Source organism: Sphaerisporangium perillae, from assembly GCF_023276435.1.
Classification (GTDB): domain Bacteria; phylum Actinomycetota; class Actinomycetes; order Streptosporangiales; family Streptosporangiaceae; genus Sphaerisporangium; species Sphaerisporangium perillae.
The window spans coordinates 1-25,987 of record NZ_JALLPO010000027.1; the positions used below are offsets into that span (position 1 = coordinate 1).

A 25,987-nucleotide genomic window follows, 5' to 3' on the forward strand; every position below is an offset into this window, starting at 1 on the left:
GCCCGACCGCCGACGGCATCCGCTTGATCAACCAGTCCAAGGCCCTGGACGTCCCCATCGACAACTACACGATCATGCCGTTCGACTTCGGCGGCGGCGCGAACATGTACCAGAGCACGGTCAACGCGTCGGAGGGGCTGAAGAACGCGCTCAAGAGCGCATGGGGCTGGACCGACGCGCAGGCCTACGCCCACATGGGCATCTCGGGCATGAACGGCCTGTCCGACCAGCAGGAGCTGACCAGCACCGCCACCTGGACCCAGATCCGCGACTGGGCGAACTCCAAGGGCCTCACCAGGCTCGCCTTCTGGTCGGTCAACCGCGACCGCCCCTGCCCAGGCGGCGGCGTCCAGGAGACCTGCAGCGGGATCTCCCAGAACGACTGGGACTTCACCCGCATCACGGCCGGCTTCTAGCCGGTTCCTCCCCGCCCGACCGCGGCCGCCGTCACGGTACCCCGATGGCGGCGGCCGCCCGGCCCGGCATGCGCCCCAAGCGCGGCGACGCCCAGGAGAGCCGCGATGAGCGCGCGGGGCAGTTGCGGCGCGGCGAGCCAGGCGACCATGGGAAGCGCGGCGAGGCCGATGATGAGCACGGTCGGGCAGGGGCAGTCGCGCGAGGTGACCGTACTCGGCGGCGCACAAGACGCCTGCCGCGGCGGCCAGGGCGGCCGCGCCGCCGGGTCCGACGCAGAACGCGGCGACGACCACCGGCACGGCCACGGCCCAGGCGCACCAGCGGAGCATGTACTCCCGCCGCCGTGACAGCGCCACGCCGATTCCGCCCACTATCAGCGCGCCGGCGATGAAGGGGACCAGGTCGCCTGCGGTGGTCACCCGGCGCTCTGCAGGTCCTGGAGTGTCGCCGCGACGGTCGCGGCGACACGGGCGTTGGCCGCGGCGTCGCTCAGCTTAGATCGGCGTCCAGGAAATCCGCGAACAGGACAAACGGCTGTATATCCCAAGTTCTATCGCATTCTTCTATGAGAACCGGCGACCGCCGAGAAGTTCAGGTCAGCATCTTGATCACGGGGCCGGACCGGTGTGCCCCGTGCGGGACGATGGGAGGGTGGACTTCGTACTGGCCGTCTGGCATGAGGCTGAGCCGATCAGCAAGGAGCGAGCGGGAGAGGTGTTCGCGGCGCTGAGCCGGGGTGACACCACGGCCGCCCAAGCGCACCCGGCGGTCGCGGAGTTCGCGGAACGGCTCCCCGAGGCCGAGGCGGTCTCCCCCGCGCACGCCGTGGTCACCGTGGACCTGGACTCCTCCGACGAGGTGTCGCGGGCGGCGTTCGCCCTGGCGCGGGAGTGCGGCCTCGTCTGCTACGACCCCCAGCGCGGGCTGGTGCACAACCTCGCGCCGACGGGCGCGTACCCGGAGATGCAGCTGCACACCGGCGACGGAATGATCATCGTCGATCCCGACCTGGGCCTGGTGTCGGACGCCCTGGCCACGTTGTCGCCACAGAACCCCTTCGCGGCGCTGGTCGTGTTCGGCCGGCACTTCGTCCAGGCGTCCCCCGAGCAGTCCGGCTACGAGCTGGAGTACAAGGACAGCGTCGAGAACGTGCTGCTCCGCACGCACGCCGCGAGCCTCGCGGAGGTCCAGGACGCCTTCGCCGAGTACGCCACCGGAGAGCGCGCGTTCCTGGACCGCCACGAGTGGCAGCGGGTCTGAGAGGGGACCACGCCCCCTGCCGCCGCGGCGGCGGAGCGCTGCGGCCCGGGGCGGGCCGCCGTCAGCGGGCGGCCGGGGCCGGTGTCCGGGAGGCGCGCAGCGCACGCTCGGCGTCGCACACGATCACGCTGAGCACCGCGGCGCCGAGGGCCATCGCCCAGCCGAGCGCGGGCACCTGCACCAGGGCGAGCGGCGCGCCGAGCACCGGGACCAGGGTCACCAGGACCTGCAGCTCCGCCGTGGCCAGGACCGCCACCAGCACCGCGCGGCCACGCCACCACCAGGCCGGCGATGAGCAGCAGGATGGACATCGGATCGGCGAGCTGGCGCGCCGCCCGCGCCAGGAGGCTCGGAGGCCGCCGCCGCGGGAGCTCGTTCGGCCCGTGCTCGGCCAGCAGCCGGGACGCGGCCTCCTCGGAGAGCCCGGACGGAATGCGCACAGCGTGACCCATGGCGTCAGGAGATCATCGGGAGCCATTCGGGATCATCGGGCAAAAGCCACCTTTAGCAAGGACCTTCGGCCCATAGGGCGACCGCGGGCGAAGATGGGACCTTCGCCCCTAACCTCAGCGCCCACCCGGCGGGCAGGCTGTACCGCGTGAAGATCGATGCCGCCGGCCTGCTGGTGCTGTCCCGGGACGAGTGCATGGCACTGCTCGGCTCGACGCCGATCGGGCGGATCGTGTACACCGACCGCGCGCTCCCGGCCGTCCAGCCCGTCAACTTCCTCCTCGACAGCACCGCCATCGTGATCAGAACGGGAGTGGGCTCCAAGCTCGCGGCCGCGGCGGGCAACGCGATCGTCGCCTTCGAGGCCGATGAGTTCGACGCCGAGACGCGCACAGGGTGGTCGGTGACCGCGGTCGGGCACGCGCGCGCGGTCGACGACCCCGGCGAGATCGAGCGCCTGTCGCTGCTCCCCCTGAACCCCTGGGCGCCGGGAGGTCGGGAGCACTTCATCGTCGTGTCGCCCGAGCAGATCTCCGGCCGCCGCATCCGGCGCTAGGCGACCGGCACGCTCCACCGCAGCCGGGTTCCCCCGGTCGCGGGGGTGCTCAGCTCGAACGAGCCGCCGAGGTTCCCGGCCCGCTCCTCGAGATTGCGCAGGCCACTGCGCCGTCCCCCCGCCGGGACGCCCACCCCGTTGTCCTCGACGACCAGGGTGAGCCCGCCGTTCTCGGTGCGGACCGTCACATCGGCGCGCGAGGCCTTGGCGTGGCGGACGACGTTGGACAGCGACTCGCGCAGCACCGCCAGCAACTGCTCGGCCAGCTCGGGCGGCACCTGGTTGTCCAGCTGGCCCTCCATGCTGAGCCCCGGCATGAAGCCGAGATGCCCGCGCGCCCCCTCCACCACGTCCACGATCTGGGCGCGCAGGCTGGGCGCGCTGGCCTCGCGCGGCGTCTGGAGGGCGAAGATGGTCGAGCGGATCTGCCGGATGGTGTTGTCCAGCTCGTCGATGGCGCTCTGCAGCCTGGAGGACGCCTCCGGCCGCTCCACCAGGCGCACCGCGCTCATGAGGGTCATGGCGACGGCGAACAGCCGCTGGATGACGACGTCGTGCAGATCCTTAGCGATACGGTCGCGATCTTCGAGCAACCCGAGCCGCTCGGCGTCCTTGCGGGTCTCGGCCAGCTCCAGCGCGACGGCCGCCTGCCCGGCGAAGGCGTACAGGGTGCGCAGCTCGGAGTGGCTGAAGGGGATGCGTCCCGGCCGCTTGCCCAAGGACAGCACGCCGCGCACGGCGCCGGCCGCGCCGAGCGGAACCGCCACGACCGGGCCCAGCAGCGGATACTCGGCGATGGCGCTGAGGACGTCGCTCTCCGAGGGGTTGCCCAGCATCAGCGGCTCGCCGCTCAGGAAGGCCTGGCCCTCCAGGGAGTCGCCGACGAGCACCTCTTCGGCGCTCTGCCAGCTCTCCGGCTCGCCGTCCTGGACCACGACGCGCAGGGTCTTGCCGTCGGCGGCCTCCTTGCCGGGAAGCAGGATCGCCGAGGCGTCGGCGCCCGCCATCTCGCGAGCCCGCCGGGCCATGAGCGTCAGCACCTCCTGCGGCTCGGCGCCGGACAGCAGGCGGGTGGTGATCTCCGAGGAGGCCTCCAGCCAGGTCTCGCGGCGCCGGGTGTCCTCGTACAACCTGGCGTTCTCGATCGCCACACCGGCGGCGGTGGCCAGCGCCACCACGATCGCCTCGTCGTCCTCGTCGAACTCCCCGCCACCACGCTTCTCGGTGAGGTAGAGGTTGCCGAACACCTCCTCGCGCACCCGGATCGGCACGCCGAGGAAGCTGCCCATGGGCGGATGGCCGGGCGGGAAACCGTAGGACTCCGGATGCTGGGAGATGTGGGCCATCCGCAGCGTCCGGGGGTCCTTGATGAGCAGCCCGAGCAGGCCGAGCCCGTGCGGCCAGTGCTCAATGCGGGCGATCTCCTCCTCGCTGAGCCCCACCGGCACGAACTGGACCAGGGTGTTCTCCTCGCCGATCACTCCCATGGCGCCGTAGGAGGCGTCGACGAGAGTGGTCGCGGTCTCGACGATCCGGTGCAGCACGGTCTCCAAGGCCAGGTCGCTGCCCACCGACACCACGGCGTCGAGCAGGGCGTGCACGCGGTCACGCGTGGCGAGCACCGCTTCAAGCCGATTCTGCAATTCCGCCAGCAGGTCGTCCAGCCGCATGTTAGGGATCAACGAACGGGGCTCGTTCTCCGTCATACGAGGAAGTCTCGCATCGAGGGCCGCTGACATCCCAGCCGGGAGGCCTTTTCGATCTTCGTTCGGCGTCCCGCCCGGCGTGACTTTCGTCCCTAGGCAGCGCTCGCGTCGCGGAGATGTGATGTAAGGCAGGGGAGTCGGCAGGCGGGGAGATCCGTCATGGTTACAAGGCGTCAGTTCCTGCAGGCGGGCGCGGCCGCCGCGCTGGCCGCGCGCCAGACCCGAGGACCACGCCGCAGGGCCGTCGCGGACGGCCTGATGGACCCCAGGGAGATCGCCAAGTACGCCATCCCGCTGGCCGTCCCCGCGGTCATGCTGGCCGTGCCCTCGCAGAACGGCGCCACCGACCGCTACGTCATCGGGGTCCGGCGGTTCCGGCAGCAGATCCTGCCCCCGGGCAGGCCCGCCACGCCGGTCTGGGGCTACGGCTCCCCCATGAACCCGGAGACCTTCGCCACGCCGGCCCGCACCCTGGAGGCCGTGGCCGACCGTCCCACCCGGGTCACCTGGGTGAACGAGCTGGTCGACGCCGACGGCGGCTACCTGCCGCACCTGCTGCCCGCCGACCCGACGCTGCACTGGGCCAACCCGCCCGGCGGACCGGACGGGCGGGACGGGCGGCCGACCTTCTCCGCCACGCCCGGGGCCTACCGGGGCCCGGTGCCGATCGTCACCCACCTGCACGGCGGGCACAGCTCCGACGACAGCGACGGCCACCCCGAGGCGTGGTTCCTGCCCCGGGCGGCCGGCGACATACCAGGCGGCTACGCGGCCGAGGGATCCCGGTACGCCGGTTCCGCCGCCGCCTTCGAGAGCAGGCACGGGGTGCGCTGGGGCACAGGCTCGGCCGTGTACCAGTACGCCAACGACCAGCGGGCCGCCACGCTCTGGTACCACGACCACACGCTCGGCATCACCCGCCTGAACGTCTATGCCGGACTCGCGGGGTTCTATCTCGTACGCGGCGGGGCGTCCGACCTGTCGCCGGGGATCCTGCCCGGGCCCGCGCCCCAGGCAGGCGACCCTCCGGCATCGCCTACCGTGAGATCCCCATCGTCGTCCAGGACCGGACGTTCGCCGAGGACGGCTCGCTGTTCTACCCCGGCGGCCGCAGCCTCTCCGACGGGTTCCGCGGCCCGTACATCCCGCGCAGCGACATCTCGCCCATCTGGGTACCGGAGTTCTACGGCACCGCGATCATGGTCAACGGCCGCACCTGGCCCGATCTGCGGGTCGAGCCGCGCCGTTACCGGTTCCGGCTGCTCAACGGGTGCAACGCCCGCTTCCTCAAGCTGTCGATCGTGAGCGGCGCGCTGGAGCGGCGCCGCTCCGAGCCGGCGCTGCCGCTATGGCAGATCGGCGCGGACGGCGGCTTCCTGGCCTCCCCCGTGGAGCTGTCAACACTCCTCCTGGGCCCGGCCGAGCGGGCCGACGTCATCGTCGACTTCACCGGCGTCCGGGAGGGCACCCGGCTCTACCTCGTCAACGAGGCCCCCGACGGGCCGTTCCGCACCGAGACGGGGGGCGCGCCGGCCGACCCGGCGACGACCGGGCAGGTAATGAGGTTCTCGGTCGGCCCGCTGCAGGAACGCGACACCAGCGTGCCGCCCGACCGGCTCGAACTGCCCCCGCTCCCCCGGCTCGGCCCGGCCACGCTGAACCGGCCGCTCGCCCTGATGGAGCGCGATTCGGCACGCCTGCGAGGGGTGGGCCCCGCGGTGGCGATGCTCGGCGCCTACGACGGGCGCTGGACCCCCCGGATGTGGGGGGATCCCCTGACCGAGAACCCGGCGGTCGGCACCACCGAGACGTGGGAGTTCCACAACCTCACCCCCGACGCCCACCCCATGCACATCCACGAGGTCCTGTTCGAGGTGGTGGATCGCCGCCCGTTCCGCGGGGCCGCCCGGCCTCCGGAGCCCGGTGAGCGGGGGTTGAAGGACACCGTGATCGCCAAGCCCCAGGAGATCACCCGGGTCAAGCTGCTCTTCGACCGGCAGGGCTCCTACGTCTGGCACTGCCACCTCCTCGAACACGAGGACAACGAGATGATGCGCCCCTATCGCATCGAGGCCTGAGCCCGCCCGCGGCCCGCGCTCACCATGCGGCCCGGCGCCGAGTCATGCCTCCCACGATGTGCGCCCGGCGGGCGGTCTCCACAGGGCCTAGCGCCTCGGCGACCAGGGACCTTGCCGCCCAGGCCCCGGCTGCCGACCACGACCTCCGTCGCCTCGGTGGCCTGCTCGCAGAGCACCTCGGCCGGGTATCCCTCGATGGTCTCGGTGGTCACCGTGATCCCGGGACGGCGGCGCAGGGCGCTCGCCTCGGCCAGCACGCGCTCGGCGCCGTGGACGAGGCTGTCGCCGACGTCGGGGGGAGCGGGGAATCTCGCGATGCCGTAGGGCCAGCGCTCGACCACGGACACGATGCGCAGGGGCGCTCCCCTGCGGGCGGCGTTGTCGGCGGCCCACTCAACGGCGGCGGTACCTGACACCGAGCCGTCGGTGCCGACCACGGTTCTCTCGGACATGATCCCTCCACTCGCGTGACCGTCCGCTGGCCGGATCGGCCGCCGGAAACGGTCGTCGTTCCTGCTACGAGCAAAGCGCTTCACGGCCGCCGCGAGCAGTGCCCTACGGCTCGCCCCCGGCGGACCGTCGGCCCTCCTGAGGGAGGTCCTTGGTCCTCCGGGGACGCGCTCAGTCCCTCCGGCCGGTGGGCAGGACGACGACGGGGCACGGCGCGTGGTGCAGGAGCCCGTGGCTCACCGATCCGAGCACCAGCCCGGAGAAGCCGCCGCGCCCGCGGGAGCCGACGACGAGCAGCTCGGCCTGGGACGCGGCCTGGAGCAGGACCTCCACCGGATGCCCTGGCACGCCGTGCTCGCGCACCTTGACGTCGGGGTGGCGCTCCAGCCACTCCCGTAGCGTCCCGGACACCGGCTGCCCCTGTTCGGCCTCCGCCGGCCCGGGCAGGGACTCCTTGGCATGCACGACGACGAGATGCGCTCGCCGCAGGCCGGCCTCGGCGAAGGCGAACCGCAGCGTCTCCACGTCGGAGTCCGCGCCGTCGATCCCGACGACGATCTGCGGTCTGGCCCCGGCCGGCAGGGGCCGTACGACGGCCACGGGGCAGCGGGCTCGGCCGGCGACCCCAAGGGCCACCGACCCGAGCAGCAGGCCACGGAACCCGCCGAGTCCGTGGTTGCCCACGGCGAGGAGCTCGGCGCCCTCCGAAGCCTTGATCAGCGCGGGCCGCGGATCGCCCGGCAGGCGCTCCGTGGTCACCTCGATGTCGGGCGCCACCTGCCGGACCTGCTCCAGCGCTTCGTTCAGCACCGTGTCGGCGCCGTCTCGCATCCATCGCGCGACCTCGGCATAGGGTCCTTCTTCGGCCTCACACGCCCATGCCGGCATCGCGTGCACCAGCCGCAGCGCGGTGCCCCGTAGCGCCGCCTCCTTGGCCGCCCAGCGCGCGGCCTCCAGACCGGCCTCGGAGCCGTCCACTCCTGCCACGATCACGGCATTCCTCCCTATGTGTTCCGTTCCACATCCACTGACACCTAAAGCGAACATCCCCCGTCCACGGCGACGGCGCTCCTCGCCGAGCGCCCCCTCACCGGTCAGTTAGAGAGCGCCGGTTCGGCCTGGCCGGTTCACAGCTCGGCGAGCTGCGGGTGCGGCTCGAAATGCTCGGGGGGACGCGCCGGATGGGTGCCGAAGTCACGGATCACGGCGGGATCGCCGGCCGGGCGGGGCCCGAGCACGTAGGCCGGCAGGCCGTCGGAGCGGGTTCCCCCGATCGTCCACGCCCGCAAGCTCCGCGAGGTAGTCGTGGTCACCGGCGAGCTCGTCCTCGGCGATCGCGACGTAGTCGAGCAGGTCGGCCGTGGCGCGCCTGTTCGGCAGGACCAGGTTGGCGCCCTCCCTTGAGGCGGCGATCCGCAGGTCGGCGAGCACCCACGGGGGCACGCGCCTGTCGCTGAACGGCTCGCGGCAGGTGCGGCGGCGCCCGATTCCGGCGTACAGCTCCTGCTCGAGGGCGGACGGCGGAGCCGACTCGGTCATGTGGACGGTGGCGAGCAGGCGCGGCTCCTCGCGGGGAGCGGGCAACGTCCACACCGAGGGCTGGTGCCCGCTCACCCGGACGGCCAGGCGAAGGTTGAACAGGGCCGCTCCGCAGCTCACGTGCAGGGATCGGCCACGCGGATCGACCGTCCGCAGCCGGCGGTCCGGGTCGGCCAGCAGCTCAACCGATTTATCCCCATTTATCCTGAACCGCCATAGCTGGGTGTTGAGGACCGACGGCGCCTGGCCCGCCGCGGCCAGCAGCCGGCGGACTCCAAGGTCGGTGGCCGCGGGGAAAGGCATCACGTACCTCCTTCATCGGCGTTCTGGTCTCGAGGCTCGTGCGCGCGGGCGTGCGCCGCGTAGAGGCAAAGGTCCCGCCACGGGGCCCGGAACACCGCGGCGGCGGCGCACACGGGCCAGGTCAGGGATGAACGGCCATATGTCCGGTAAAGGGCGAAAGTCCCGCCGACCGGGAGCATCGGACCATCGGCGGCGAGCCATACGGCACTGCCGGGGAGACGCCGACGACGATGAACTTAGGCCAACGGACGAACAGTGTCCCCCCGCGCTGAAAGGGGCCGATCATGGCACTCATCGAAGGGCGTCACCAGGACGACGCCGCCCCCCGCACCCCTCACGTGCAGGCCGACCCCGCGAAGACCCCCGTCACCGGCTATGTGTGGGCCGCGGCCCGCCTCGCCATCGGCTGGACCTTCCTGTGGGCCTTCCTGGACAAGCTCTTCGGCTTCGGCTTCGCCACCCCCGCCGCCAAGGCGTGGATCAACGGCGGCAGCCCCACCACCGGCTTCCTCAAGGGCACCAAGGAGAACGCCCTCGGCGGGTTCTTCGGCGGCCTCGCCGGCCAGGTCTGGGTCGACTGGCTGTTCATGATCGGCCTGCTCGGCATCGGCACCGCCCTCATCCTGGGCATCGGAATGCGGATCGCCGCCGCCACCGGCACTCTCCTGCTGGGCTTCATGTGGGCCGCCGAGCTCCCCCTGCCCAACAACCCCTTCATGGACGAGCACATCATCTACGCGATCGTCATGATCGGCCTGGCACTGGTCGCCGCGGGCAACGTCCTCGGCCTCGGCGAGTGGTGGGGCAAGACCACCCTCGTCAAGAAGTACCCGATCCTCAAGTAGCCGCGATGACGGCTCCACCGGCGCCCGCCCCTCACCAGGAGGGGGCGGGCGCCGGCGCGTGTGCCGGGCCTGCCCGTACCGCGCATGTGCCGGGCCCGCCCGCGCCCGCGTGCGCAGGGAACGGCCCACCGGCGCACGCGCCGGGGAGCGGCCTACTCCGCGTCGCGGCCGGGCTGGTCGGCCTTCAGGCGGGCCGCCAGGGCCGCAACCTGGGTGCGGCGCTGCATGTTCAGCTTGGCCAGCAGGTTCGAGACGTAGTTCTTGACGGTCTTCTCCGCCAGGAAGAGCCGCTCGCCGATCTGCCGGTTGGTCAGGCCCTCGCCGATGAGCTCCAGGATGTGCCGCTCCTGCTCGGTGAGGGCGGCGAGCGGGTCCTTGTGGGTCGCCTGGTCGCGCAGCCGCTGCAGCATGGTGGCGGTGGTCCTCGGGTCCAGCAGCGACTGGCCGGCCGCGACCGTGCGCACGGCGCCGACCAGGTCGGACCCGTGGATCTGCTTGAGCACGTAGCCCGCGGCGCCGGCCATCACCGCGTTGAACAGCGCCTCCTCGTCGGCGTAGGAGGTGAGCATGAGGCAGGCCAGCTCGGGCATGCGCGAGCGGACCTCCCGGCAGACGTCCACGCCGCTGCCGTCGGGGAGCCGGACGTCCAGCACCGCGACGTCCGGCTTCAGCGCGGGGATGCGCGCCACCGCCGACTCCGCCGTGCCGGCCTCGCCGACGACCTCGATGTCGTCCTCCGCCCCCAGCAAGGCCGCGACGCCGCGACGCACAACTTCATGATCATCTACTAGAAAGACCCGGATCATACCTGGACGCTAACTCCTCGGGAGTCCCGGGCGGTAGCGGGCCGGTCAGCGGCTCACGACCCCGTGCGCGCGGAACCGGGCGTGGACGTGCTCCAGCAGCCCGGCCGTGGGCGGCTCCACGCCGGCCAGCGGGTACGCGAGGACGAGCTCGGCGTACTTGCGCGCGGCCATGCGATGGCCTCGAGCTCGGCGATCTCGGGAATGTCGTCCATGAGCCGCCCTACCCCGATGATGTGCGTCTCCAACTCTTCCAGGTTCACGTCGAGACGGCCGCGGTACGGGCACAGGGGGCGGATGTGCGCGGTACCGCCATCGCGCAGCAGGACATCGCATTCCTCGGGCGTGGATCGTCTCATGGTCCCAGCGTTCCGGGCCGCCGCGGCCGGACACAGGGGCGAAGTCCCCTCGCGAGGGGGACCCTCGTCCCTCGACCGGCTCCGCGCGCGCCGATCCGGGGAACCCCCGGCGCCGGACGGTGGCTCCAGAGCGCTGGAGTAGCGTCGTACATGGCGGACTCGGGGACGGGTTCCGCCGGCCGACAGGGGGAAAGCCGATGTCACACGGAACGGCCTCGCCCGGCGACCTGGGCCGCCGCATCGCCTACCACCGCGGCAGGCTCGGTCTCAGCCGGGAGCAGCTTGCCGACCGCGCCGGCATGGCGCCCGGCTACGTGCGGTATCTGGAGGAGAGCCCCGCGTCGATCAACGAGGGGATGCTGCTGCGGCTGGCCGCCGCCTTGGAGACCACGGCCGGGGAGCTGCTCGGCGGCGCCACCGACCGGCCGCCCGGCCAGAGCAGGCCCTCGGTCAGGCCCGTGCTCCACGCGCTGGAGCGCGAGGAGTGCCTGCGCCTCATCTCCCCCGGCGGCGTCGGCCGCGTCGCCTTCAACGATCCTTCTTCCGGGCCCGTCGTCGTCCCGGTCAACTACGTCTTCCACGAGGGGGCGGTCGTCTTCCGCACCCAGGCCGGCGGCCTGATCGACCAGGATCTGCGCAGCGGCGTGGCAGGCGTCGAGATCAAGATCGGCTTCGAGGTCGACCACATCGACGAGGCCATGCGGGGAGGCTGGAGCGTGCTCGTCCAGGGCCCCGGCCACCACGTCTCCGCCGAAGAGCTGCCCGAAGCCGCCCGTTCGGGCGTCGAGCCGTGGGCGGGCGGCGAGCGCGACCTGTACATCCGGATCGTCCCGCACGAGGTCACCGGGCGCCGTATCGAAGTTCTCTGACGCTCGTCGCGGCGCGGGCTCCCCGGCCGATCGAAGGTCTCTGACAACCGGCGGGCTCCCCCGGCGGATCGACCGGCGCGGCGCGGGCTCCCCGGGCGGGCCGCGTGCTTCCCGGCCAGGGAGCGCACTCCTGGAGGAGGCGGGCCCGGGGAGTGGTGCTCACATGCCGCGCGGGTGCTTCGGCGGGAGGACCGGCTCCAGGCGGAAGAGTCCCCCCACCACCTCGGTCGGACCGATCGCGGGCGACCGCCGGCCGGCGACCGCCCGCAGCACGTCGGTCGCGGTGACCAGCCCTTCCAATGTCCCGGAGTCTCCGACGACGGGCACGACGTCGACACAGGAGTCGACCATCGTGGCGGCGATGGTGGGGACCACCGTCTCGGGCGCCACGTGCGGGCACCGGCGCCCGCCCAGAAGGTGCCGGACCTGCCCGCTCGACTGCTCGGCGGGCCCTCCGGTCCAGTGGGAGGCGATGTCCTCCCGCTTCAGGACGCCGAGCACGTGCGAGCGGGCGTCGACCACGGGCAGGTGGTGGACGCCTCCGCGGCGCATCAACTCCCAGGCCATCAGGGGCGACTCGTCCGGCTTGACGGTGACGACCACCCGGGTCATCACATCCGCCGCGGTCAGAGTCTGGATGTCCATGGCGCCTCCTCCAGGGCGATCGGCGAGGCAGGCGTGGCCTCCTCGTCCGTCACCTCATCGAACTACGCGGCGCGGGGCCGCCGCAGGGGCCGAACGTCCCCGCGTGGCGGGACCTCCGCCTCCCGCCTCCCGCCGCTCACGGCCGGCGGCCTGCCATGCCCCCCGTTCAAGATCCCCTATGCGATGTGATGCACTGCTTATAGGGGGATTTTGGGATGACTGCGCGGCACCGCTGGCCGGTGAAACGCCGGTTGACGCTGTACGCCGGCGTGGTGGCGGTGCTGCTCTGCACCGTTCTGGCCACCGCCGTCATGATCGCCGCGCACCGCACCGCCAGTATCTATCTCACCAGGGAGGTCATCGCCTCGGCAGGGCGGGTCGCCACCGAGGTCGATCGCGGCAACGTTTTCACCCCCATCCCGCACGGTCTCATCTACGACATCCAGGTGCTCGATCCGGCCGGAAAGGTGGTGGCCGCCTCCAAAGAGATGGAGGGCAAGCCCGTAATGGCCGACCTCCACCTCACGGACGACATGAGCGGCGTCATCTCAGTCGTCTGCGACCGCGTGTTCTCCGAGGGGGAATGCAACATCGTGGCCGGCCAGCAGGTGTACCTCGCCGGCCAGGGCTGGACGATCTACAGCGCCGCCCCGGTGGTCCCGCCGCTGGTCCACCCGCTGCTGGCCACGGTGGTGATCGGCGGCGCGGTGCTCCTGGCTGCGGCGATCACCTTCGGTACCCACCGTACCGTGGCCGCGTCCCTGTCCCGCGTGGAGGCCATCCGGACGGAGCTGGACGAGATCAACGCCAGCTGCCCGGGGCGGCGGGTGCCGACCCCCGAGAGCCAGGACGAGATCTGCAGCCTGGCCGAGAGCGTCAACCACACCCTCGGGCGGCTCCAGGCGGCGATGGAACACCAGCGCCGGCTCGCCTCCGACGCCTCCCACGACCTGCGCAGCCCCATCGCGGCCATCCGTGCCGAGGTGGAGGACGCCCTCACGGACTCCGCCGACCACGACTGGCACGCGACCGGCCGTGCCATCCTCAACGGCCTGGACCGGCTCCAGGCGATCGTGATGGACCTGCTGACGCTGGCCCGCCTCGACCAGGGGGCGCCCGGCGCCTCTGACCGGGTCGACCTGGCCGAACTGGTCACCGCCGAGATGGCGGCCCGCCACTGCGGCAAGAGGCTGGCGTACGAGCTGGGCGAGGGAGTAGAGGTGATGGGCGACCGGGTCCGGCTGGCCCGGCTGGTGACCAACCTGGTGGACAACGCCGAGCGGCACGCCGAGACCACGATCACCATCAAGGTGTACCACGAGGCTGCCGGCGACGGTTCTCACGCCCGCACCGGCGCCGCCGTGCTGGAGGTGCTGGACGACGGGGCCGGGGTCGCCCCCGACAAGCGCGAGCTGGTCTTCCAGCGCTTCACCCGCCTGGACGCGGCGCGCAGCAGGGACACCGGCGGCACCGGACTCGGCCTGCCCATCGCCCGGCAGATCGCCGAGATGACCGGCGGCACCCTCACCATCCAGGACAGCCCTCGCGGCGCGCGGCTCGTCCTGTGCCTGCCGCCGGCGCCACCGGAGAGCGACATGACCGCGGCCATGCCGGGGGGGTCGCACGCCTGGCCCAAGCAGGATCAGCCGCCCCCGTGCCTGGGGGACTCGCCGTAGGACGGATCGGGATCGACGTTCACGATCTCCTTGCCCATCCGCTCCAGGGACGACCCGACCGAGCGGGTGGCCGAGGCGAAGGTGTCGCCGGCGCCGACCATCAGGCCGGTGAGCTGGGCCTCGAACACCACGCCGGCGTTGCAGGGTTCGATGAGGTAGTCGCCGAGCTCCAGCGTGACGAGCCCGTGGACCGCGGTCCACAGCTGGTGGGCGACCAGTTCGGCGTCGCCGGGGCGGAAACGCCCGGCGGCGATGCACCGGCTCGCGCACTCGACCACGGTGCTCAGGGTGTAACGGCCGTGCTGGCGGTCCTCTGCGGTGAGGGAGAAGCCGGCCGGGGAGGCGCCGCCGAACATGACGGCGTACAGGTGGGGGTTGGTCAGGGCGTTGTGCCGGTAGGCGCGCCCGTACATCGCCATGTCCGCGACCGGGTCGCCGGTCGTGGCCACGTGCGAGAAGTAGGTCTCCAGGCGGGCGAAGCCCTCGTGCACCATCTCGCGCACGAGCCCGCTCATGCCGCCGAAGTTGGTGTAGACGGTCATCGTCGAGCTGCCCGCCTCGGCGGCGATGCGCCGCGCCGACAGAGCCTGGGGCCCCTCGCCGGCGAGCAGCCCCGCGGCGATGTCGATCAGAGCGGAACGCGCCTGCGGATCGGATCGGCGGGGACTCATCTTGACAGTATGGCATAACACCGTTATTTTTTACATAACGCTGTTATGCCAGGCCGCACCAGGAGGTGCCCGAAATGACCGTCGCGGAGCACACCGACCCGATCGCGGCGCCCGGTCGCCTGCCGCACGACGAGCCGCCGGTCGTCGACGGCGCCATCCCTCCCGGCCTCACCGGCGCCCTGGTGCTGACCTGCGCGCACCCGGCCGGGAACGCGGGCCTCGCCCCCCGGTCCGCACTGCTCTGCGGCGTGCGGTTCGGCGGCGGCACCGCGCGGTGGCTACGGGCCGCCGGTCCCGGCGAAGGGCTCCCGGGCCGCGCGGCGGGCGCCGCCACCTGGCTCCGGTCCGCCGGACCCGCGATCCCCGGCGCGCCGGGCGGCGCGAGCGTCGCCCCGCCCGCCGGCGACCACATCGGCGCCGAGTGGCACACCGTCGCCTCCTATCCGGGCCTGGACGTCGCCGAGCACCTGGTCATCGGCCCGGACGGCGCCGTCCGCGACGCGCGGCCCTTCGCGCTCGAGGGCGCGCCCCTGATGAGCGCGGTGGCCCTCACCGAGCGGTTCGTCGTGGTCTTCGACCTCCCGGTGACCCACCACCGGGCCGCGGCCATGCTCGGCTCCGCCCTGCCTTACCGCTGGCGTCCGGGCCGCCCGGGCCGCATCGGGCTGCTGCCGAGGGCGGCGCACGACCCGTCCGGGCCCCGCTGGTTCCCGATCGACCCGTGCTACGTCTTCGAGGCGGTGAACGCCTACGACGACCGGGGGCGGGTCGTCGTGGACGCGGTGCGCCACGACCGCGCCTTCGACACCCCCTCCTTCGACCCCGGCCGCGACGCCGGGCCGGCGCGGGTGCACCGGTGGATCCTCGACCTCGCGAGCGGCACGGCGGCCGAGCGCCTGCTGATCGACACCGTTGAGGCCGCCTCGGTGGACCCCCGGCGGGCGGGCCGCCGGCACCAGCTGCTGTTCGGCCGCCTGGCCGGCAAGCGGGCGATCGCCGGCCGCGACCTGGCCGCGGGCACCACCCAGGTGCGCGAGGCCGGCCCCGGCAGGCGCGCCGGCCGGCCGGTCTTCGTCCCCCGCGACACCGGCGTCGAGGGCGACGGCTGGATCATGGTCTTCACGCGGGACCTCGCGCAGCGGCGCAGCGAGCTGCTGGTGCTCGACGCCCTCAACCTCACCGGACCGCCGCAGGCGGTGGTCCACCTGCCGGCCGCCCTGCCCGCCGCGCGGCACACCGCCTGGCTCGCCGCCTCCTGAGGCGGAGAACCGCCACAACCGACAACTCTATTCGTCTTGACAGACTATTTTTTCGGTGCCAGGGTTGTGCCAACAGGCGCGAGCGGGTGGCGACGACCAGCCGGACGGCCGACATTGGACGGTCGACACAGAGACGAAGGAGCTTTCGAGATGCCGCACGAGTTCGAACTGCGCAAGCAGGTCACCCTGGAGGCCACCCCCGAGCAGGTGTGGGAGGCCATCGCCACCGGCCCCGGGATCGACTCCTGGTTCATGGGACGCAACGAGATCGAGCCGCGCCTGGGCGGGGCCACCCGGCAGTACTTCGGCGACATCCCCGCCGCGGCCACCGTCACCGCCTGGGAGCCCGCGAAGCGCTTCGCCTTCCGCAGCGACGACAACCCCGACGGCTCGTTCATGGCGTTCGAGTACCTCATCGAGGGGCGCGAGCAGGGCAGCACCGTGCTGCGGCTGGTGCACAGCGGCATCCTCGGCGACGACTGGGAGACCGAGTACGACGCCCTCAACCGCGGCTGGGACATGTACCTGCACACCCTCGGCCAGTACCTCACCCACTTCCGCGGCCGCTCCGCGGCGGTGGTCTTCGGCGCCCTGCCGCAGGCGGGCGGCGGCATCGAGCCCGCGTGGGACGTCCTGGAGCGCGGCCTCGGGCTGACCGGCCCCGTCGCCAAGGGCGACCGCGTCCGGCTCACCCCCGAAGGGCTCCCCCCGATCGAGGGGGTCGCCGACTACGCCGCCCCCGACTTCCTCGGCGTGCGCACCGAGGACGGGCTCTACCGCTTCATCCGCGGCGGGCACGACACGCTCGTCATCGGGCACCACATCTTCTCCGGCGTGGACCCCAAGGAGACCGAGCAGGCCTGGCAGGGCTGGCTCGCCAAGCTGCCTGCCTGAGGCCCGTCACACCTCCGCGTCGACGGTGTCCGGGTCCATCCTCGGTCAGGCGAACGCCTGGGCGAGCCAGGACTTCCACGCCTCCTCGGCGGCCCGGCCGTCGGCGCCCGCGGTGAAACCGTGCTGCTCGACGACCACCGTGTCGCGATAGCCGTGCATGAACATGTACAGCGCGTCGGCGGTGCACACGCTCGGGACGCTCGGGTAGTCGGCGCGCTCCACGACGCCCTCGGCGGCCGGCAGCCCCGCCACCGAGAGCCGCACGCGGGTGCCCTCGGTGAGCTCACCGGTCACCCCGAGGGCGTTCTTGAACGCCGACCAGACGCGCTCGTGGTCGGGGACCTGCGGGCCCGGGACCAGCACGTTGAAACTCGAGGTGCGCCCGGGGAAGTGCTTGAGGTAGGCGGCGAGCTTGTGCAGGTACATGCCGTCGCCCTTCTTCAGGGCGTCGTACTGGGCCTCCCAGTCGTCGCCGAGGAAGCCGCTGTGCACCAGCCGCAGCACGGTGCTGCCCTGGCCGCGCCCCTCGATGAGGTAGTCGAACGCCATGAACGTGCCGTCGGGGTTCTGCTCGGTCTGGTGGGAGAACCTCTTCCCGGGCTCCCACGCGGTCACCGAGGAGGTCTGCGTCTGGCCCATGAGGCTGTGGCGCACCATGCTGCCGGGCTCGACCTCGTTGTGCCCCATGAACCAGGAGTCGATGCCCGGGCCGGTGGCGATGGCCTCCCAGACCTCCTCGGGGGTCGCGTCGAGCGCGATCTCCTCCCGCACCTCGAATTGGTGCCGCATGTCACTGCTCCTTGGTCACGGTCTGGCTGGAATCTGTTCCGGCGGTATCGCCGGTGATGCTCGGGTGGACGGCGACGATGACGCGGTGGTCGCGGCCGCCTTCCGCCGTCTCGTCGTGGTACTTGCCGACCAGCGCGGTCACCGCCTCGGCCAGCTCGGTGGCGAAGGCCGCCCGGTCGGCCGCCGAGGCGAACCGGATCTCGCCGTCGATCGCGAACGTCGCGACCTTCTTACGCGCCTTGGCCGCCCCGGTGATCAGCTGGCCCACATCGCGCACCAGCCGGGCCGCCACGGCCAGCAGCCAGCGCGCCGACAGCTGATCGGGCGCGCGCGAGGGGTCGGGCTGCACCTGGGCGAGCGCGATCGGAGAGATCACATAGGAGGCCGCGGTCGCCCGCATCACCCGCTCGGTGACGTTGCCCTTGCGCCGCTCCTCCACCAGCTCGACCAGCCCGTACCGCTCCAGCGCCTTCAGGTGGTAGTTCACCTTCTGCCGTGGCAGGCCGACCTTGGCCGCCAGCATCGTCGCCGACCCCGGCACGGACAGTTCGGACAGAAGCCGGGCCCGTATCGGGTCCAGCGAGACCTCCGCCGCCGCCGGGTCCTCGATGACCGCCACATCCAACATGCCGCAACACTTTCAGCGACGATTAACCCACGTCAAGGCGAGGGAAACCGTCGGCGTGGTGGCCCCGGCCCGGCGCCGGGGGCCGCCGCGGGAGATCCACTCTGTTAGTTTCTCCCCGTGGATCCGGGCATCGTGAGAAGGGCTCGCGTGGCCGTGGCGGTGACCTTCGCCGTGCACGGGGCCGTGACAGGGAGCTTCGCCACCCGCATCCCCTGGCTACAGGAGCACCTGGGGGCGGGCCCCGGCGAGCTCGGCCTGGCCCTGCTCGCGCCCGCCGTCGGCTCCCTGGTCACGATGCCGATGGTCGGCCGCCTCGCCCACCGCGCCGGCGTCCGGCCGGCGACGCGCCTGCTGATCGCGCTGTGGTGCGTGATGCTCGCCCTTCCCCCGCTCGCCCCCGACCTTGCGGTGCTCTGGGTCACGCTGCTGGTGTACGGCGCGGTGGCGGGCATGTGCGACGTGGTGATGAACGCCGAGGGCATCGAGGTCGAGCAGCGGCTCGGCCGTTCGATCATGCCGGGACTGCACGGCATGTGGAGTGTCGGCGGCCTGGTGGGCGGAGCCGTGGGCGTGCTGGCGGCGCAGGCCGGGGTCGACGCCCGCGTCCACCTGGCCGCGATGGCCGCGGCGCTGCTCGCCGTGAGCCTGGTGGCGGGGCCGTCGCTGCTGGACGTCCGCGCGCCGGCGGGGCAGGCGGCTCCGCCGAGGTTCGTGCTGCCGTCGCGCGGCCTGCTCGTCCTCGGGCTGGTCGGCTTCTGCGCCGTCTTCGGCGAGTCCGCCGCCCAGGACTGGTGCGGGGTCTACCTGACGCAGGTCACCGGCGCCTCTCCCGGGGTGGCCGCCGCCGCTTACACCGGATTCGCGTTCACCATGGCCGCGGGGCGGCTCTTCGGCGACCTGGTGGTGCGCCGGCTCGGCGCCGTGGTGACCGTGCGGACGAGCGGGCTGGTCGCGGCGCTCGGCGCCGGGCTGGTCGTCCTCACGCGGACACCCGCGCTCGCGATCGCGGGCTTCATGCTGATCGGCCTCGGGGTGGCGGCCGTCGTGCCGCTCGTGTTCGCCGCGGCCGGCAACGCCGCGCGCACGCCCAGCGAAGGCGTCGCGGGGGTCGCCACGATCAGCTACACCTCCGGCTTCGTCGCGCCGAGCATGATCGGCGCGGTGGCGGCCGTCAGCAGCCTGCCGGTGTCGTTCGCGCTGGTCACCGCCACGATGCTCGCGGTGGGGCTGGGGGCCGGCGCGCTGGCGCGGCGCCCGCCGGCGCAGGAGCCGGAGTCGGCCGCCGTCGCCTGAGACGACGGTACGCCCTCTCATCGCGACGGATGCGGCCTTCGGCCGATCATCGGCGGCCCGGCACGCCTGGCGGGCTTAGGGCCTGTTCTGAGTTCAGATCTTCAGTGGAGTGAGGGGTAGGGATCCAGCGCTCGGAGAATGACGGCGAAGAGAGGAACGACCAGGGCGAAGAGCTGGACCGCGGCCAAGGCTCTGAAGTGGCGGCGCCACGCCCACACGGCACTCGCCAGCATGATCACGGTCACGCCACCGAACGACCAGAAGGTCACCACTGTCCGGAAGTCCATCTCAGCGACCCATTCGGCGGGGGTTGGATCCCCGCCTGTGCACCACACGCTTGCCCCGTCGCACAACTTGCCCCGCAGGTACGCGCCCGCCACGATCCGGCCTGCCAGCAGTATGAGCAGCATGTCGGCGCCGAGGGCGGCCAGGGGCGGTACCCCCCGCCGGCCGAGTCTGATGACGATGTCCATGCCCCGAGCATAGGGACACGCCGCAGCCGCGATCCCGATGATCATAGAAAGGTGGCGAACCTCCATCAGATCTCCGCAAACGGGATCCCCCTTCGCGTCTTCTTCGCAGCGTGCGCCGCTTAGGGTTCAGCCGGCGGGGTGCTCCTCGATCCCGTCGACCCGGTCGGGGTAGAAGGCGAGGTGCCCCTTGATGTCCGAGACCGCGGCGTAGGGGGCCTCGTAGGTCCAGACGGCGTTCACCGCCCACTCGCCCCCGTCGACGACGCTGTAGTAGGCGGCGTCGCCCTTGTAGGGGCAGTAGCTGGCGTTGTCGGTCCGCTCCAGACGGCGCATGTCGACGTCCTCACGCGGGATGTACTGCACGGGCGGGTAGTCCGCCTCGCGCAGCGTCAGCGCGTCCCGGGTGTCGGCGAGCACGCGCCCTCCGGCCGACACCACGACGCGCGCGGGGTTGCGTTCGATCGTGATGGGGTGGTCCGGACCTGGTATCGCCACCGGCTTGTCGGCCATTCTCGTCATCTCCGTCCACTGGTACCGGGGGCACGCGCCCCCGGCCGATCGGAAAGGCCGTGCTCACGCAGGCCCCATCGCCGGGCTTCCCCGGCCATAAGCCCCATTCTCGGCGCTATCCAAGCAAAGCGGTCACCGGGTGTCGGCGGACGGCACGCCGGCGTGGGCCTCGACGGCGGACAGCAGGCGGCGCAGGGCGTGCCCGAAATGCTCGGGCCGCTCCAGGTTCGGCATGTGGGCGGCCCCCTCGATCACCGCCAGCTCCGACCGGGGGAGGCGGTGGTGCATGAACTCCGCGTCCGCCACCGGAGTGAACTCGTCGTCCCGGCCGACCACGACCAGCGCCGGCACCGCGACCGTCGCGAGCAGGTCGCCGTAGTCGGGGCGCTCCGCGCGGCCGCGCAACGCCGCCGCCGCGCCCGCCACGGGCGCGTCCCGCATCATCCGCAGGACGTGCGCGGCCACCCCGGGAAGCGCCTCGATGTTGTACGGGGCCACCATCTTCGGCAGGACCTCCTCGGCGTAGGGCCCCATGCCCTCCGCGAGAAGGCGGTCGGCCATGGCGTTCCGGACCTTCTTCCCCTCGTCCGTCTCGGCCTGGGCGAAGGTGTCGGCGAGGATCAGCCCGCGCACCCGCTCTGGGAACAGCCGGAAGAACTCCAGCACGATCTGGCCGCCCATGGACAGGCCGCCGATCACCACCTCCCGCAGCCCCAGGTGGTCCAGCAGGGCCGCGATGTCCCGGGCGAAGGTCTCCAGCGGCGTCGCGCCGGGGACGACCGTGCTCTCGCCGTAGCCCCGCAGGTCCGGGACGATCACCCGCCACGCCGGGCCGGCGACCTCGGCGACCTGGGGCGCCCACATCGAACGGTCGAACGGGTGGCCGTGCACCAGTACCAGAGGCGCGCCATCGCCTTGATCGTCGTACGCGACGGTGATCCCGTTGACCGCGACCCTGTTCCCCACCGGCGTTCCCCCTCCGTGTCGACGCCCGCGCGGATCCGCCCGCGCCGTCACGCCCAGGGGCGCGATGCTAGGTCGGCGACCTTGGTCGGTGCAATACAATCATTGCACTCGGTGCAATGTTGAGCTTCGTATCGATTCTGGACTTCGCGCATTGATGGGGTGCCTCATGGAGGACTACCGGCTGGTCGCCGACGCCGTCGCGGCCGACATCGCCGCCGGGCGGCTGCGCCCGGGAGACCGGCTCCTGCCCCAGCGGGTGTTCGCCCGGCGGCGGGGCATCGCCGGCTCCACCGCGGGCCGGGTGTACGCGGAACTGGCCCGGCGCGGGCTGGTGATCGGCGAGGTCGGCCGCGGGACGTTCGTACGCGCGCCCGAGCGCTCGCCCGGGCCCGCGCTGGTCGAGCCGGGGAGCACCCGCGTCGACCTCGAACTGAACTACCCGATCGTGCCCGAGCAGCCGGCCCTGCTCGCCCAGGGCCTGGACCCCCTGCTGCGCCCGGACGTCCTCGCCTCGGCCCTGCGGCCGGTCGCCGCGCACGGCACGCCCGCGGCCCGCGAGGCGACGGCACGGCTGCTGGCCCGCGGCGGCTGGGCGCCGGACCCCGCCCGCGTCGCCTTCGCGGGCAACGGCCGGCAGGCGATCGCGGGCGCCGTCGCCGCCCTGGTGCCCCCGGGAGCGCGGCTCGGCGTCGAGGCGCTCACCTACCCGATGATCAAGTCGATCGCCGGGAGGCTCGGCGTCACCCTGATCCCCATCGCCTGCGACGAGGCCGGGCTGCGTCCGGACGCCCTGGCCGCCGCGCACCGGAGCACCCCGCTCCGCGCGGTCTACCTGCAGCCGACCCTGCACAACCCGCTCTCGGTGACGATGCCCCCGAGCCGGCGCGAGGAGCTGGCCGCGGCGCTGCACGATCTCGGCCTGTACGCGCTCGAGGACACCATCTGGGCATTCCTCCACGAAGGGGACGAGCCGCCGCTCGCCGCCCTCGCCCCCGAGCGCACGATCCTCCTCGACAGCCTGTCCAAGCGGCTGGCCCCCGGCCTGACGGTCGGCTTCGCGGTCACACCTCCCGGCCAGGCGGCCCCGCTCGCCGCCGCCCTGCGGTCGGGCGCGTGGACGGCGACCGGATTCGCCCTCGAGGCCACGACCCGCTGGATGACCGGCGGCGCTGTGGCCGCCGTCGTCGCGGCCAAGCGCCGGGACGCGGCGGAACGCCAGCGGATCGCCGCCCGCAGCCTCGCCGGTTTCACCGTGCGCGCCGACCCGCACGGCTACTACTGCTGGTGGGAGCTGCCCGAGCCCTGGCGCGCCGAGACGTTCGTCGCCGCCGCCGCGCGTCAGGGCATCGCGGTGACTCCCGCCGCGTCGTTCTCGGCCGGGGTGCAAAGCGCGCCACCGGCCGTCCGCGTCGGCCTGGCCTCCCCGCCGACGGCCGTGCTGTCCCAGGCGCTGGAGACGCTCGCGGCACTCGGCCGCGGCACCCCCGAGGATGCCGCGGCCGACTGACACCGGCGCGGCCTGAGTCCGGCTTCGCACCGTTTGACACGCATAATGTGCCTGATTAGCGTGACGTGGCCCCGCCGACCCCCGGCCACCCGCCTGCGGGAAGGGCACGGCCTGAAAGGAAACCCCCGATGCCCTCCGTTCCCCTGCACGTCGCCGAGGTACATCACCACCACAGGGACGTGACCGGCGGCTGGCTGCGGCCGGCGGTGTTCGGCGTGATGGACGGGCTGGTGTCCAACGCCTCGCTCATCGCCGGAGTCGTGGGCAGCGGCGCGAGCGCCCACGCCGTCACGATCGCGGGACTCGCGGGCCTGGCCTCCGGAGCCTTCTCCATGGCCACCGGCGAGTACACCTCCGTGCGCTCGCAGACCGAGATGACCCTGGCCGAGATCGACGTGGAACGCCGGGAGATCGCCAAGAACCCCGAGGCCGAGGAGCGGGAGCTCGCGATGCTGTACGAGTCGCGCGGCCTCACGCCCGAGCTGGCACTCGAGGTGGCCCGCCAGCTCCACCGGCGCGACGACATCGCCTGGCGGGTCCACGCCCGCGAGGAGCTCGGCGTCGATCCCGACGATCTGCCCTCGCCGTGGACCGCCGCCGGCTCCTCCTTCCTGGCCTTCGCCCTCGGGGCGCTCATCCCGCTGCTGCCGTTCCTGTTCGGTCTCGGCTCGGTCGTCGTGGCGGTCGTGCTCACGGCCGCCGGGCTGTTCGCCACAGGGGCGCTGGTGTCCCGGCTCACCAGCCGCCCCTTCCTGCTCGGCGGGACCCGGCAACTGCTGCTCGGCGCGGCCGCCGCCGCCGTCACCTACGGGATCGGCCACCTCGTCGGCGCGGCCATCTCCTGAACGGAACGGCCGCCGTCTGGGGCGCCATGACCGGTTCCTGCCGTTTCAGGGGCGGTGGCGGGACGGGTCAGGGGGGCGCACCGGGCCCTTGACCGGCCGGTCTTTGGGCAGCGGAACCGATCCTTGTCTATTGTTTCGGGCGTGCCGATGAAAGAGAACGACCCGCGACCCGCCCTGCCGGGCCCCCGGCCGGAACGCTCCGTGCTCGTCGTGGCGCCCCCGCAGGACGGGCCCGGCCACTGGGCCGGCGCGCCGAGCTCCGTGCTCGCCGACGGTGTGATCTACCTCGCCTACCGCCTGCGCCGTCCCATCGGCCAGGGGCGCGGCTACGCCGTCGCCGTGGCGCGCTCCCTGGACGGCGAGCGATTCGAGACGATCTACACGCTGGGCAGCGAGGAGGTCGACACCGACTCCCTGGAGCGGCCCGCCCTGGTGCGCACGCCCGAGGGCAGGTGGCGGCTCTACATCAGCTGCGCCACCCGCGGCTCCAAGCACTGGCGGGTGGAGGTGCTGGAGGCCGGCGACCCGTCCCTGTTCGACGCCGCGAAGCGCACGGTCGTGCTGCCGGGCGACCCCAAGACGGGGGTGAAGGACCCGGTGATCATGCACCGCGACGGCGTGTGGCACCTGTGGGCCTCCTGCCACCCGCTGGAGGAGCCGGGCGAGGAGGACCAGATGGTCACCGACTACGCCACCAGCCTCGACGGCCTCGTCTGGACCTGGCAGGGCACCGCGCTTAGCGGCCGCCCCGGCCACTGGGACTCGCGCGGCGCCCGGGTCAGCGCGATCGTGCACGACGGCGACACCATCCTCGCCGCCTACGACGGCCGGGCCAGCGCCGCCGAGAACTACGAGGAACGCACCGGCATCGCGACCGGGACCGGGACCGACAACGCCACCCTCATCCCCCTCGGCGCCGAACCGCTCGCGCAGTCGCCGTACGGAGGGCTGCGCTACCTGGACATCCTGCCGCTCCCCGGCGGCCACCGGCGCCTCTACTACGAGCTCACCCGGCAGGACGGCACGCACGAACTGCGCACCGAGCTGCATTGACCGGCCCGCGGCGGCTCGATGGCCTTCAGTGCACGCGCGGGCGTCCGTTGCGTGCCTGACGCTGACCGGGCGGCCGGTCGCCCATCAGCCCGCCCGACCGGTCGCGAGGCCCGAGCCAGTCGCCGAAGCCCTCCCCCGTCACCCGCTCCAGCAGCGCGATGTCGTCCTGGAAGTGCGGGATGAGGGCCCGGCGCTGCTCCCAGCCGAGCGGGCGGCGCGGGCGGCCCCTGTCCTGCAGGGCCGTCTCCAGCGGCTCGGTGAGGCGGGCCGCGAGCGCGCCCGGCAGGTGGCGTCCCACGGTCGCCCCCACGCGCATCAGGCGCGACAGGGCACGGTGCCGGAGCGTCGGGTCGGGATGCGCCGTGACGTTCTCGCGCGGCACCTCGGTGAGCACGCCCTGCTCCACGCCGAGGAACCCGCAGATGCGGTCGAGCGTCGCCGCGGGCTCGTGGACCAGCTCGCGGTAGCGGAACAGCAGGACGTTCTCCCGGGGGAACAGCCCGAAAAGGTGCTCCAGCTGCTCGCCGTACCGGCCGAGCGCCACGTAGTGCCAGAACGCCGACCAGCCCGCGGCGATGCGGCGCTCCTCTTCGGCGCAGGCGCGCACCACGTCCCCGACGGGCTCGAGCCCCGCCGACCAGAGATGCGTCCAGTTGGAGTGCGCCCGCTCCACCGGGTCGCGCAGGACGACGATCAGCCTCGCGCCGGGCATCAGCGCGTGGATGCGCCGCTGCGCCCGCCGGTCGTACAGGTAGAACGGGGTGGACTCCCCTCTGACCGTTCCGGGTGGAGCCGGATCGAACAGGGCCTCGTAGTCCGTCCTGCGCCAGACGTGCTCCCGGAAGGTCTGCGCGTCTCCGGGACCGCCTCGCGCCGGCGGCGGCCCGTCGGTGAGGAAGAACTTGGGCTCCTTGACGGGGGACATGAACACCCCGGGATGCCGTGCGAGGGCGGCGTGCAAAGCGGTGGTCCCCGACTTGGGCGCTCCGATCACCAGGAAGTCCGGCAGAGCCATCCGATCTCCTCGGTACAGATCACGTCACCGAGCATCATACCCACTTAAAGAATAGGGAATAGGGATATCGCCACCGCATATCCCTCCCATGCCCCCCGTCTCCGCAAACGAACAGCCCTCCCGCCGCG

At 72.6% G+C, this 25,987-nt stretch carries 30 protein-coding genes and 1 pseudogene; 15 read left to right on the top strand and 16 right to left on the bottom strand.

The genetic code is table 11. The features are described from left to right. The 3 genes from MYF83_RS25440 to MYF83_RS25450 all read left to right on the top strand — a co-directional run. Positions 1-416, top strand: a 416-nt coding sequence (locus MYF83_RS25440; RefSeq protein WP_504974387.1) for a glycoside hydrolase family 18 protein, incomplete at its 5' end; no start/stop codon positions are given. A 105-nt stretch (positions 417-521) separates the two neighbouring features. Continuing rightward, positions 522-764 (top strand): hypothetical protein, encoded by a 243-nt coding sequence (locus MYF83_RS25445; RefSeq protein ID WP_248963223.1) that lies wholly within the window; start codon positions 522-524, stop codon positions 762-764. Between the two features lie 304 nt (positions 765-1,068). After that, positions 1,069-1,677 (top strand): hypothetical protein, encoded by a 609-nt coding sequence (locus MYF83_RS25450; protein ID WP_248963224.1) that lies wholly within the window; start codon positions 1,069-1,071, stop codon positions 1,675-1,677. 61 nt (positions 1,678-1,738) lie between these two features. Here MYF83_RS25450 and MYF83_RS25455 read toward each other — a convergent pair whose 3' ends face one another. Both MYF83_RS25455 and MYF83_RS25460 read right to left on the bottom strand, forming a co-directional pair. Then, positions 1,739-1,939 (bottom strand): cation-translocating P-type ATPase C-terminal domain-containing protein, encoded by a 201-nt coding sequence (locus MYF83_RS25455; protein WP_248963362.1) that lies wholly within the window; start codon positions 1,937-1,939, stop codon positions 1,739-1,741. 28 nt (positions 1,940-1,967) lie between these two features. Beyond that, a pseudogene (locus MYF83_RS25460) lies at positions 1,968-2,129 on the bottom strand (cation-transporting P-type ATPase); the annotation flags it as partial. Positions 2,130-2,275: 146 nt separating this feature from the next. Here MYF83_RS25460 and MYF83_RS25465 point away from each other — a divergent pair. Continuing rightward, positions 2,276-2,683: a pyridoxamine 5'-phosphate oxidase family protein gene (locus MYF83_RS25465; protein ID WP_248963225.1), complete on the top strand. Its 408-nt coding sequence runs from the start codon at positions 2,276-2,278 to the stop codon at positions 2,681-2,683. On the opposite strand, the gene MYF83_RS25470 is transcribed toward MYF83_RS25465, so the two are convergent. Beyond that, positions 2,680-4,389, bottom strand: a complete 1,710-nt coding sequence (locus MYF83_RS25470) for a sensor histidine kinase (RefSeq protein WP_248963226.1) — start codon at positions 4,387-4,389, stop codon at positions 2,680-2,682. The two genes, MYF83_RS25465 and MYF83_RS25470, sit on opposite strands and share 4 nt — an antisense overlap. A 159-nt stretch (positions 4,390-4,548) precedes the next feature. Between MYF83_RS25470 and MYF83_RS25475 the strand changes: the two genes are divergently transcribed. Together MYF83_RS25475 and MYF83_RS43900 are read left to right on the top strand one after the other, a co-directional pair. Continuing rightward, positions 4,549-5,694 (top strand): multicopper oxidase domain-containing protein, encoded by a 1,146-nt coding sequence (locus MYF83_RS25475; protein WP_248963227.1) that lies wholly within the window; start codon positions 4,549-4,551, stop codon positions 5,692-5,694. Continuing rightward, positions 5,691-6,467, top strand: coding sequence for a multicopper oxidase domain-containing protein (locus tag MYF83_RS43900; protein WP_248963228.1), 777 nt, complete (start codon positions 5,691-5,693; stop codon positions 6,465-6,467). Before MYF83_RS25475 ends, MYF83_RS43900 begins: the two co-directional genes overlap by 4 nt. On the opposite strand, the gene MYF83_RS25485 is transcribed toward MYF83_RS43900, so the two are convergent. From MYF83_RS25485 to MYF83_RS25495, 3 genes are all read right to left on the bottom strand, one after another. After that, positions 6,449-6,919, bottom strand: coding sequence for a universal stress protein (locus MYF83_RS25485; protein ID WP_248963229.1), 471 nt, complete (start codon positions 6,917-6,919; stop codon positions 6,449-6,451). The genes MYF83_RS43900 and MYF83_RS25485 overlap by 19 nt on opposite strands. A gap of 169 nt (positions 6,920-7,088) precedes the next feature. Continuing rightward, entirely contained in the window at positions 7,089-7,910 is an 822-nt protein-coding gene (locus tag MYF83_RS25490; protein WP_248963230.1) for a universal stress protein, read from the bottom strand. Between the two features lie 201 nt (positions 7,911-8,111). Further along, entirely contained in the window at positions 8,112-8,759 is a 648-nt protein-coding gene (locus MYF83_RS25495) for a hypothetical protein (protein ID WP_248963231.1), read from the bottom strand. 284 nt (positions 8,760-9,043) lie between these two features. Between MYF83_RS25495 and MYF83_RS25500 the strand changes: the two genes are divergently transcribed. After that, positions 9,044-9,604, top strand: coding sequence for a hypothetical protein (locus tag MYF83_RS25500; protein WP_248963232.1), 561 nt, complete (start codon positions 9,044-9,046; stop codon positions 9,602-9,604). A gap of 152 nt (positions 9,605-9,756) precedes the next feature. Here the strand turns inward: MYF83_RS25500 and MYF83_RS25505 are convergent, their stop codons facing one another. Beyond that, the gene (locus tag MYF83_RS25505) at positions 9,757-10,410 is read right to left on the bottom strand and encodes a response regulator (protein WP_248963233.1); all 654 of its coding nucleotides are present in this window, start codon (positions 10,408-10,410) and stop codon (positions 9,757-9,759) included. Positions 10,411-10,455: 45 nt separating this feature from the next. Next, complete coding sequence (locus MYF83_RS43025) at positions 10,456-10,581, bottom strand: hypothetical protein (RefSeq protein WP_279340031.1); 126 nt, start codon at positions 10,579-10,581, stop codon at positions 10,456-10,458. Positions 10,582-10,963: 382 nt separating this feature from the next. Between MYF83_RS43025 and MYF83_RS25510 the strand changes: the two genes are divergently transcribed. Then, positions 10,964-11,635 (top strand): pyridoxamine 5'-phosphate oxidase family protein, encoded by a 672-nt coding sequence (locus tag MYF83_RS25510; protein ID WP_248963234.1) that lies wholly within the window; start codon positions 10,964-10,966, stop codon positions 11,633-11,635. A gap of 159 nt (positions 11,636-11,794) precedes the next feature. On the opposite strand, the gene MYF83_RS25515 is transcribed toward MYF83_RS25510, so the two are convergent. Continuing rightward, positions 11,795-12,280, bottom strand: a complete 486-nt coding sequence (locus MYF83_RS25515; protein ID WP_248963235.1) for a CBS domain-containing protein — start codon at positions 12,278-12,280, stop codon at positions 11,795-11,797. 215 nt (positions 12,281-12,495) lie between these two features. On the opposite strand from MYF83_RS25515, the gene MYF83_RS25520 reads away from it, so the two are divergent. Beyond that, the gene (locus MYF83_RS25520) at positions 12,496-13,956 is read left to right on the top strand and encodes a sensor histidine kinase (RefSeq protein WP_248963236.1); all 1,461 of its coding nucleotides are present in this window, start codon (positions 12,496-12,498) and stop codon (positions 13,954-13,956) included. Here MYF83_RS25520 and MYF83_RS25525 read toward each other — a convergent pair. After that, the gene (locus MYF83_RS25525; protein WP_248963237.1) at positions 13,923-14,627 is read right to left on the bottom strand and encodes a TetR/AcrR family transcriptional regulator; all 705 of its coding nucleotides are present in this window, start codon (positions 14,625-14,627) and stop codon (positions 13,923-13,925) included. The genes MYF83_RS25520 and MYF83_RS25525 overlap by 34 nt on opposite strands. 74 nt (positions 14,628-14,701) lie before the next feature. On the opposite strand from MYF83_RS25525, the gene MYF83_RS25530 reads away from it, so the two are divergent. Together MYF83_RS25530 and MYF83_RS25535 are read left to right on the top strand one after the other, a co-directional pair. Next, a complete protein-coding gene (locus MYF83_RS25530; protein ID WP_248963238.1) occupies positions 14,702-15,886 on the top strand; it encodes a carotenoid oxygenase family protein in 1,185 nt (394 codons plus the stop codon). Between the two features lie 150 nt (positions 15,887-16,036). Continuing rightward, a complete protein-coding gene (locus MYF83_RS25535; protein WP_248963239.1) occupies positions 16,037-16,780 on the top strand; it encodes an SRPBCC family protein in 744 nt (247 codons plus the stop codon). A 45-nt stretch (positions 16,781-16,825) separates the two neighbouring features. Here MYF83_RS25535 and MYF83_RS25540 read toward each other — a convergent pair whose 3' ends face one another. Then, positions 16,826-17,569, bottom strand: coding sequence for an SRPBCC family protein (locus MYF83_RS25540; protein ID WP_248963240.1), 744 nt, complete (start codon positions 17,567-17,569; stop codon positions 16,826-16,828). Position 17,570: 1 nt separating this feature from the next. Then, positions 17,571-18,197 (bottom strand): ArsR/SmtB family transcription factor, encoded by a 627-nt coding sequence (locus MYF83_RS25545; protein WP_248963241.1) that lies wholly within the window; start codon positions 18,195-18,197, stop codon positions 17,571-17,573. A 147-nt stretch (positions 18,198-18,344) separates the two neighbouring features. Between MYF83_RS25545 and MYF83_RS25550 the strand changes: the two genes are divergently transcribed. Further along, entirely contained in the window at positions 18,345-19,490 is a 1,146-nt protein-coding gene (locus MYF83_RS25550; RefSeq protein WP_248963242.1) for an MFS transporter, read from the top strand. A gap of 101 nt (positions 19,491-19,591) precedes the next feature. On the opposite strand, the gene MYF83_RS25555 is transcribed toward MYF83_RS25550, so the two are convergent. The 3 genes from MYF83_RS25555 to MYF83_RS25565 all read right to left on the bottom strand — a co-directional run bounded on the left by MYF83_RS25555 (position 19,592) and on the right by MYF83_RS25565 (position 21,439). Next, positions 19,592-20,008: a hypothetical protein gene (locus tag MYF83_RS25555; RefSeq protein ID WP_248963243.1), complete on the bottom strand. Its 417-nt coding sequence runs from the start codon at positions 20,006-20,008 to the stop codon at positions 19,592-19,594. Between the two features lie 81 nt (positions 20,009-20,089). Next, positions 20,090-20,473 (bottom strand): DUF427 domain-containing protein, encoded by a 384-nt coding sequence (locus MYF83_RS25560; protein WP_248963244.1) that lies wholly within the window; start codon positions 20,471-20,473, stop codon positions 20,090-20,092. Positions 20,474-20,605: 132 nt separating this feature from the next. Then, entirely contained in the window at positions 20,606-21,439 is an 834-nt protein-coding gene (locus MYF83_RS25565) for an alpha/beta fold hydrolase (protein WP_248963245.1), read from the bottom strand. Positions 21,440-21,605: 166 nt separating this feature from the next. On the opposite strand from MYF83_RS25565, the gene MYF83_RS25570 reads away from it, so the two are divergent. The 3 genes from MYF83_RS25570 (at position 21,606) to MYF83_RS25580 (ending at position 24,844) form a co-directional block, all read left to right on the top strand. After that, complete coding sequence (locus MYF83_RS25570; protein ID WP_248963246.1) at positions 21,606-22,946, top strand: aminotransferase-like domain-containing protein; 1,341 nt, start codon at positions 21,606-21,608, stop codon at positions 22,944-22,946. Positions 22,947-23,074: 128 nt separating this feature from the next. Next, positions 23,075-23,791 carry a VIT1/CCC1 transporter family protein gene (locus MYF83_RS25575; RefSeq protein WP_248963247.1) on the top strand — a complete coding sequence of 239 codons (717 nt, stop codon included), beginning with the start codon at positions 23,075-23,077 and terminating at the stop codon, positions 23,789-23,791. Between the two features lie 147 nt (positions 23,792-23,938). Further along, the gene (locus tag MYF83_RS25580) at positions 23,939-24,844 is read left to right on the top strand and encodes a glycoside hydrolase family protein (protein WP_248963248.1); all 906 of its coding nucleotides are present in this window, start codon (positions 23,939-23,941) and stop codon (positions 24,842-24,844) included. A gap of 25 nt (positions 24,845-24,869) precedes the next feature. On the opposite strand, the gene MYF83_RS25585 is transcribed toward MYF83_RS25580, so the two are convergent. Then, on the bottom strand, positions 24,870-25,859 hold the full coding sequence (locus tag MYF83_RS25585; RefSeq protein WP_248963249.1) for a sulfotransferase family protein: 990 nt from the start codon (positions 25,857-25,859) through the stop codon (positions 24,870-24,872). Positions 25,860-25,987 lie beyond the last annotated feature (128 nt).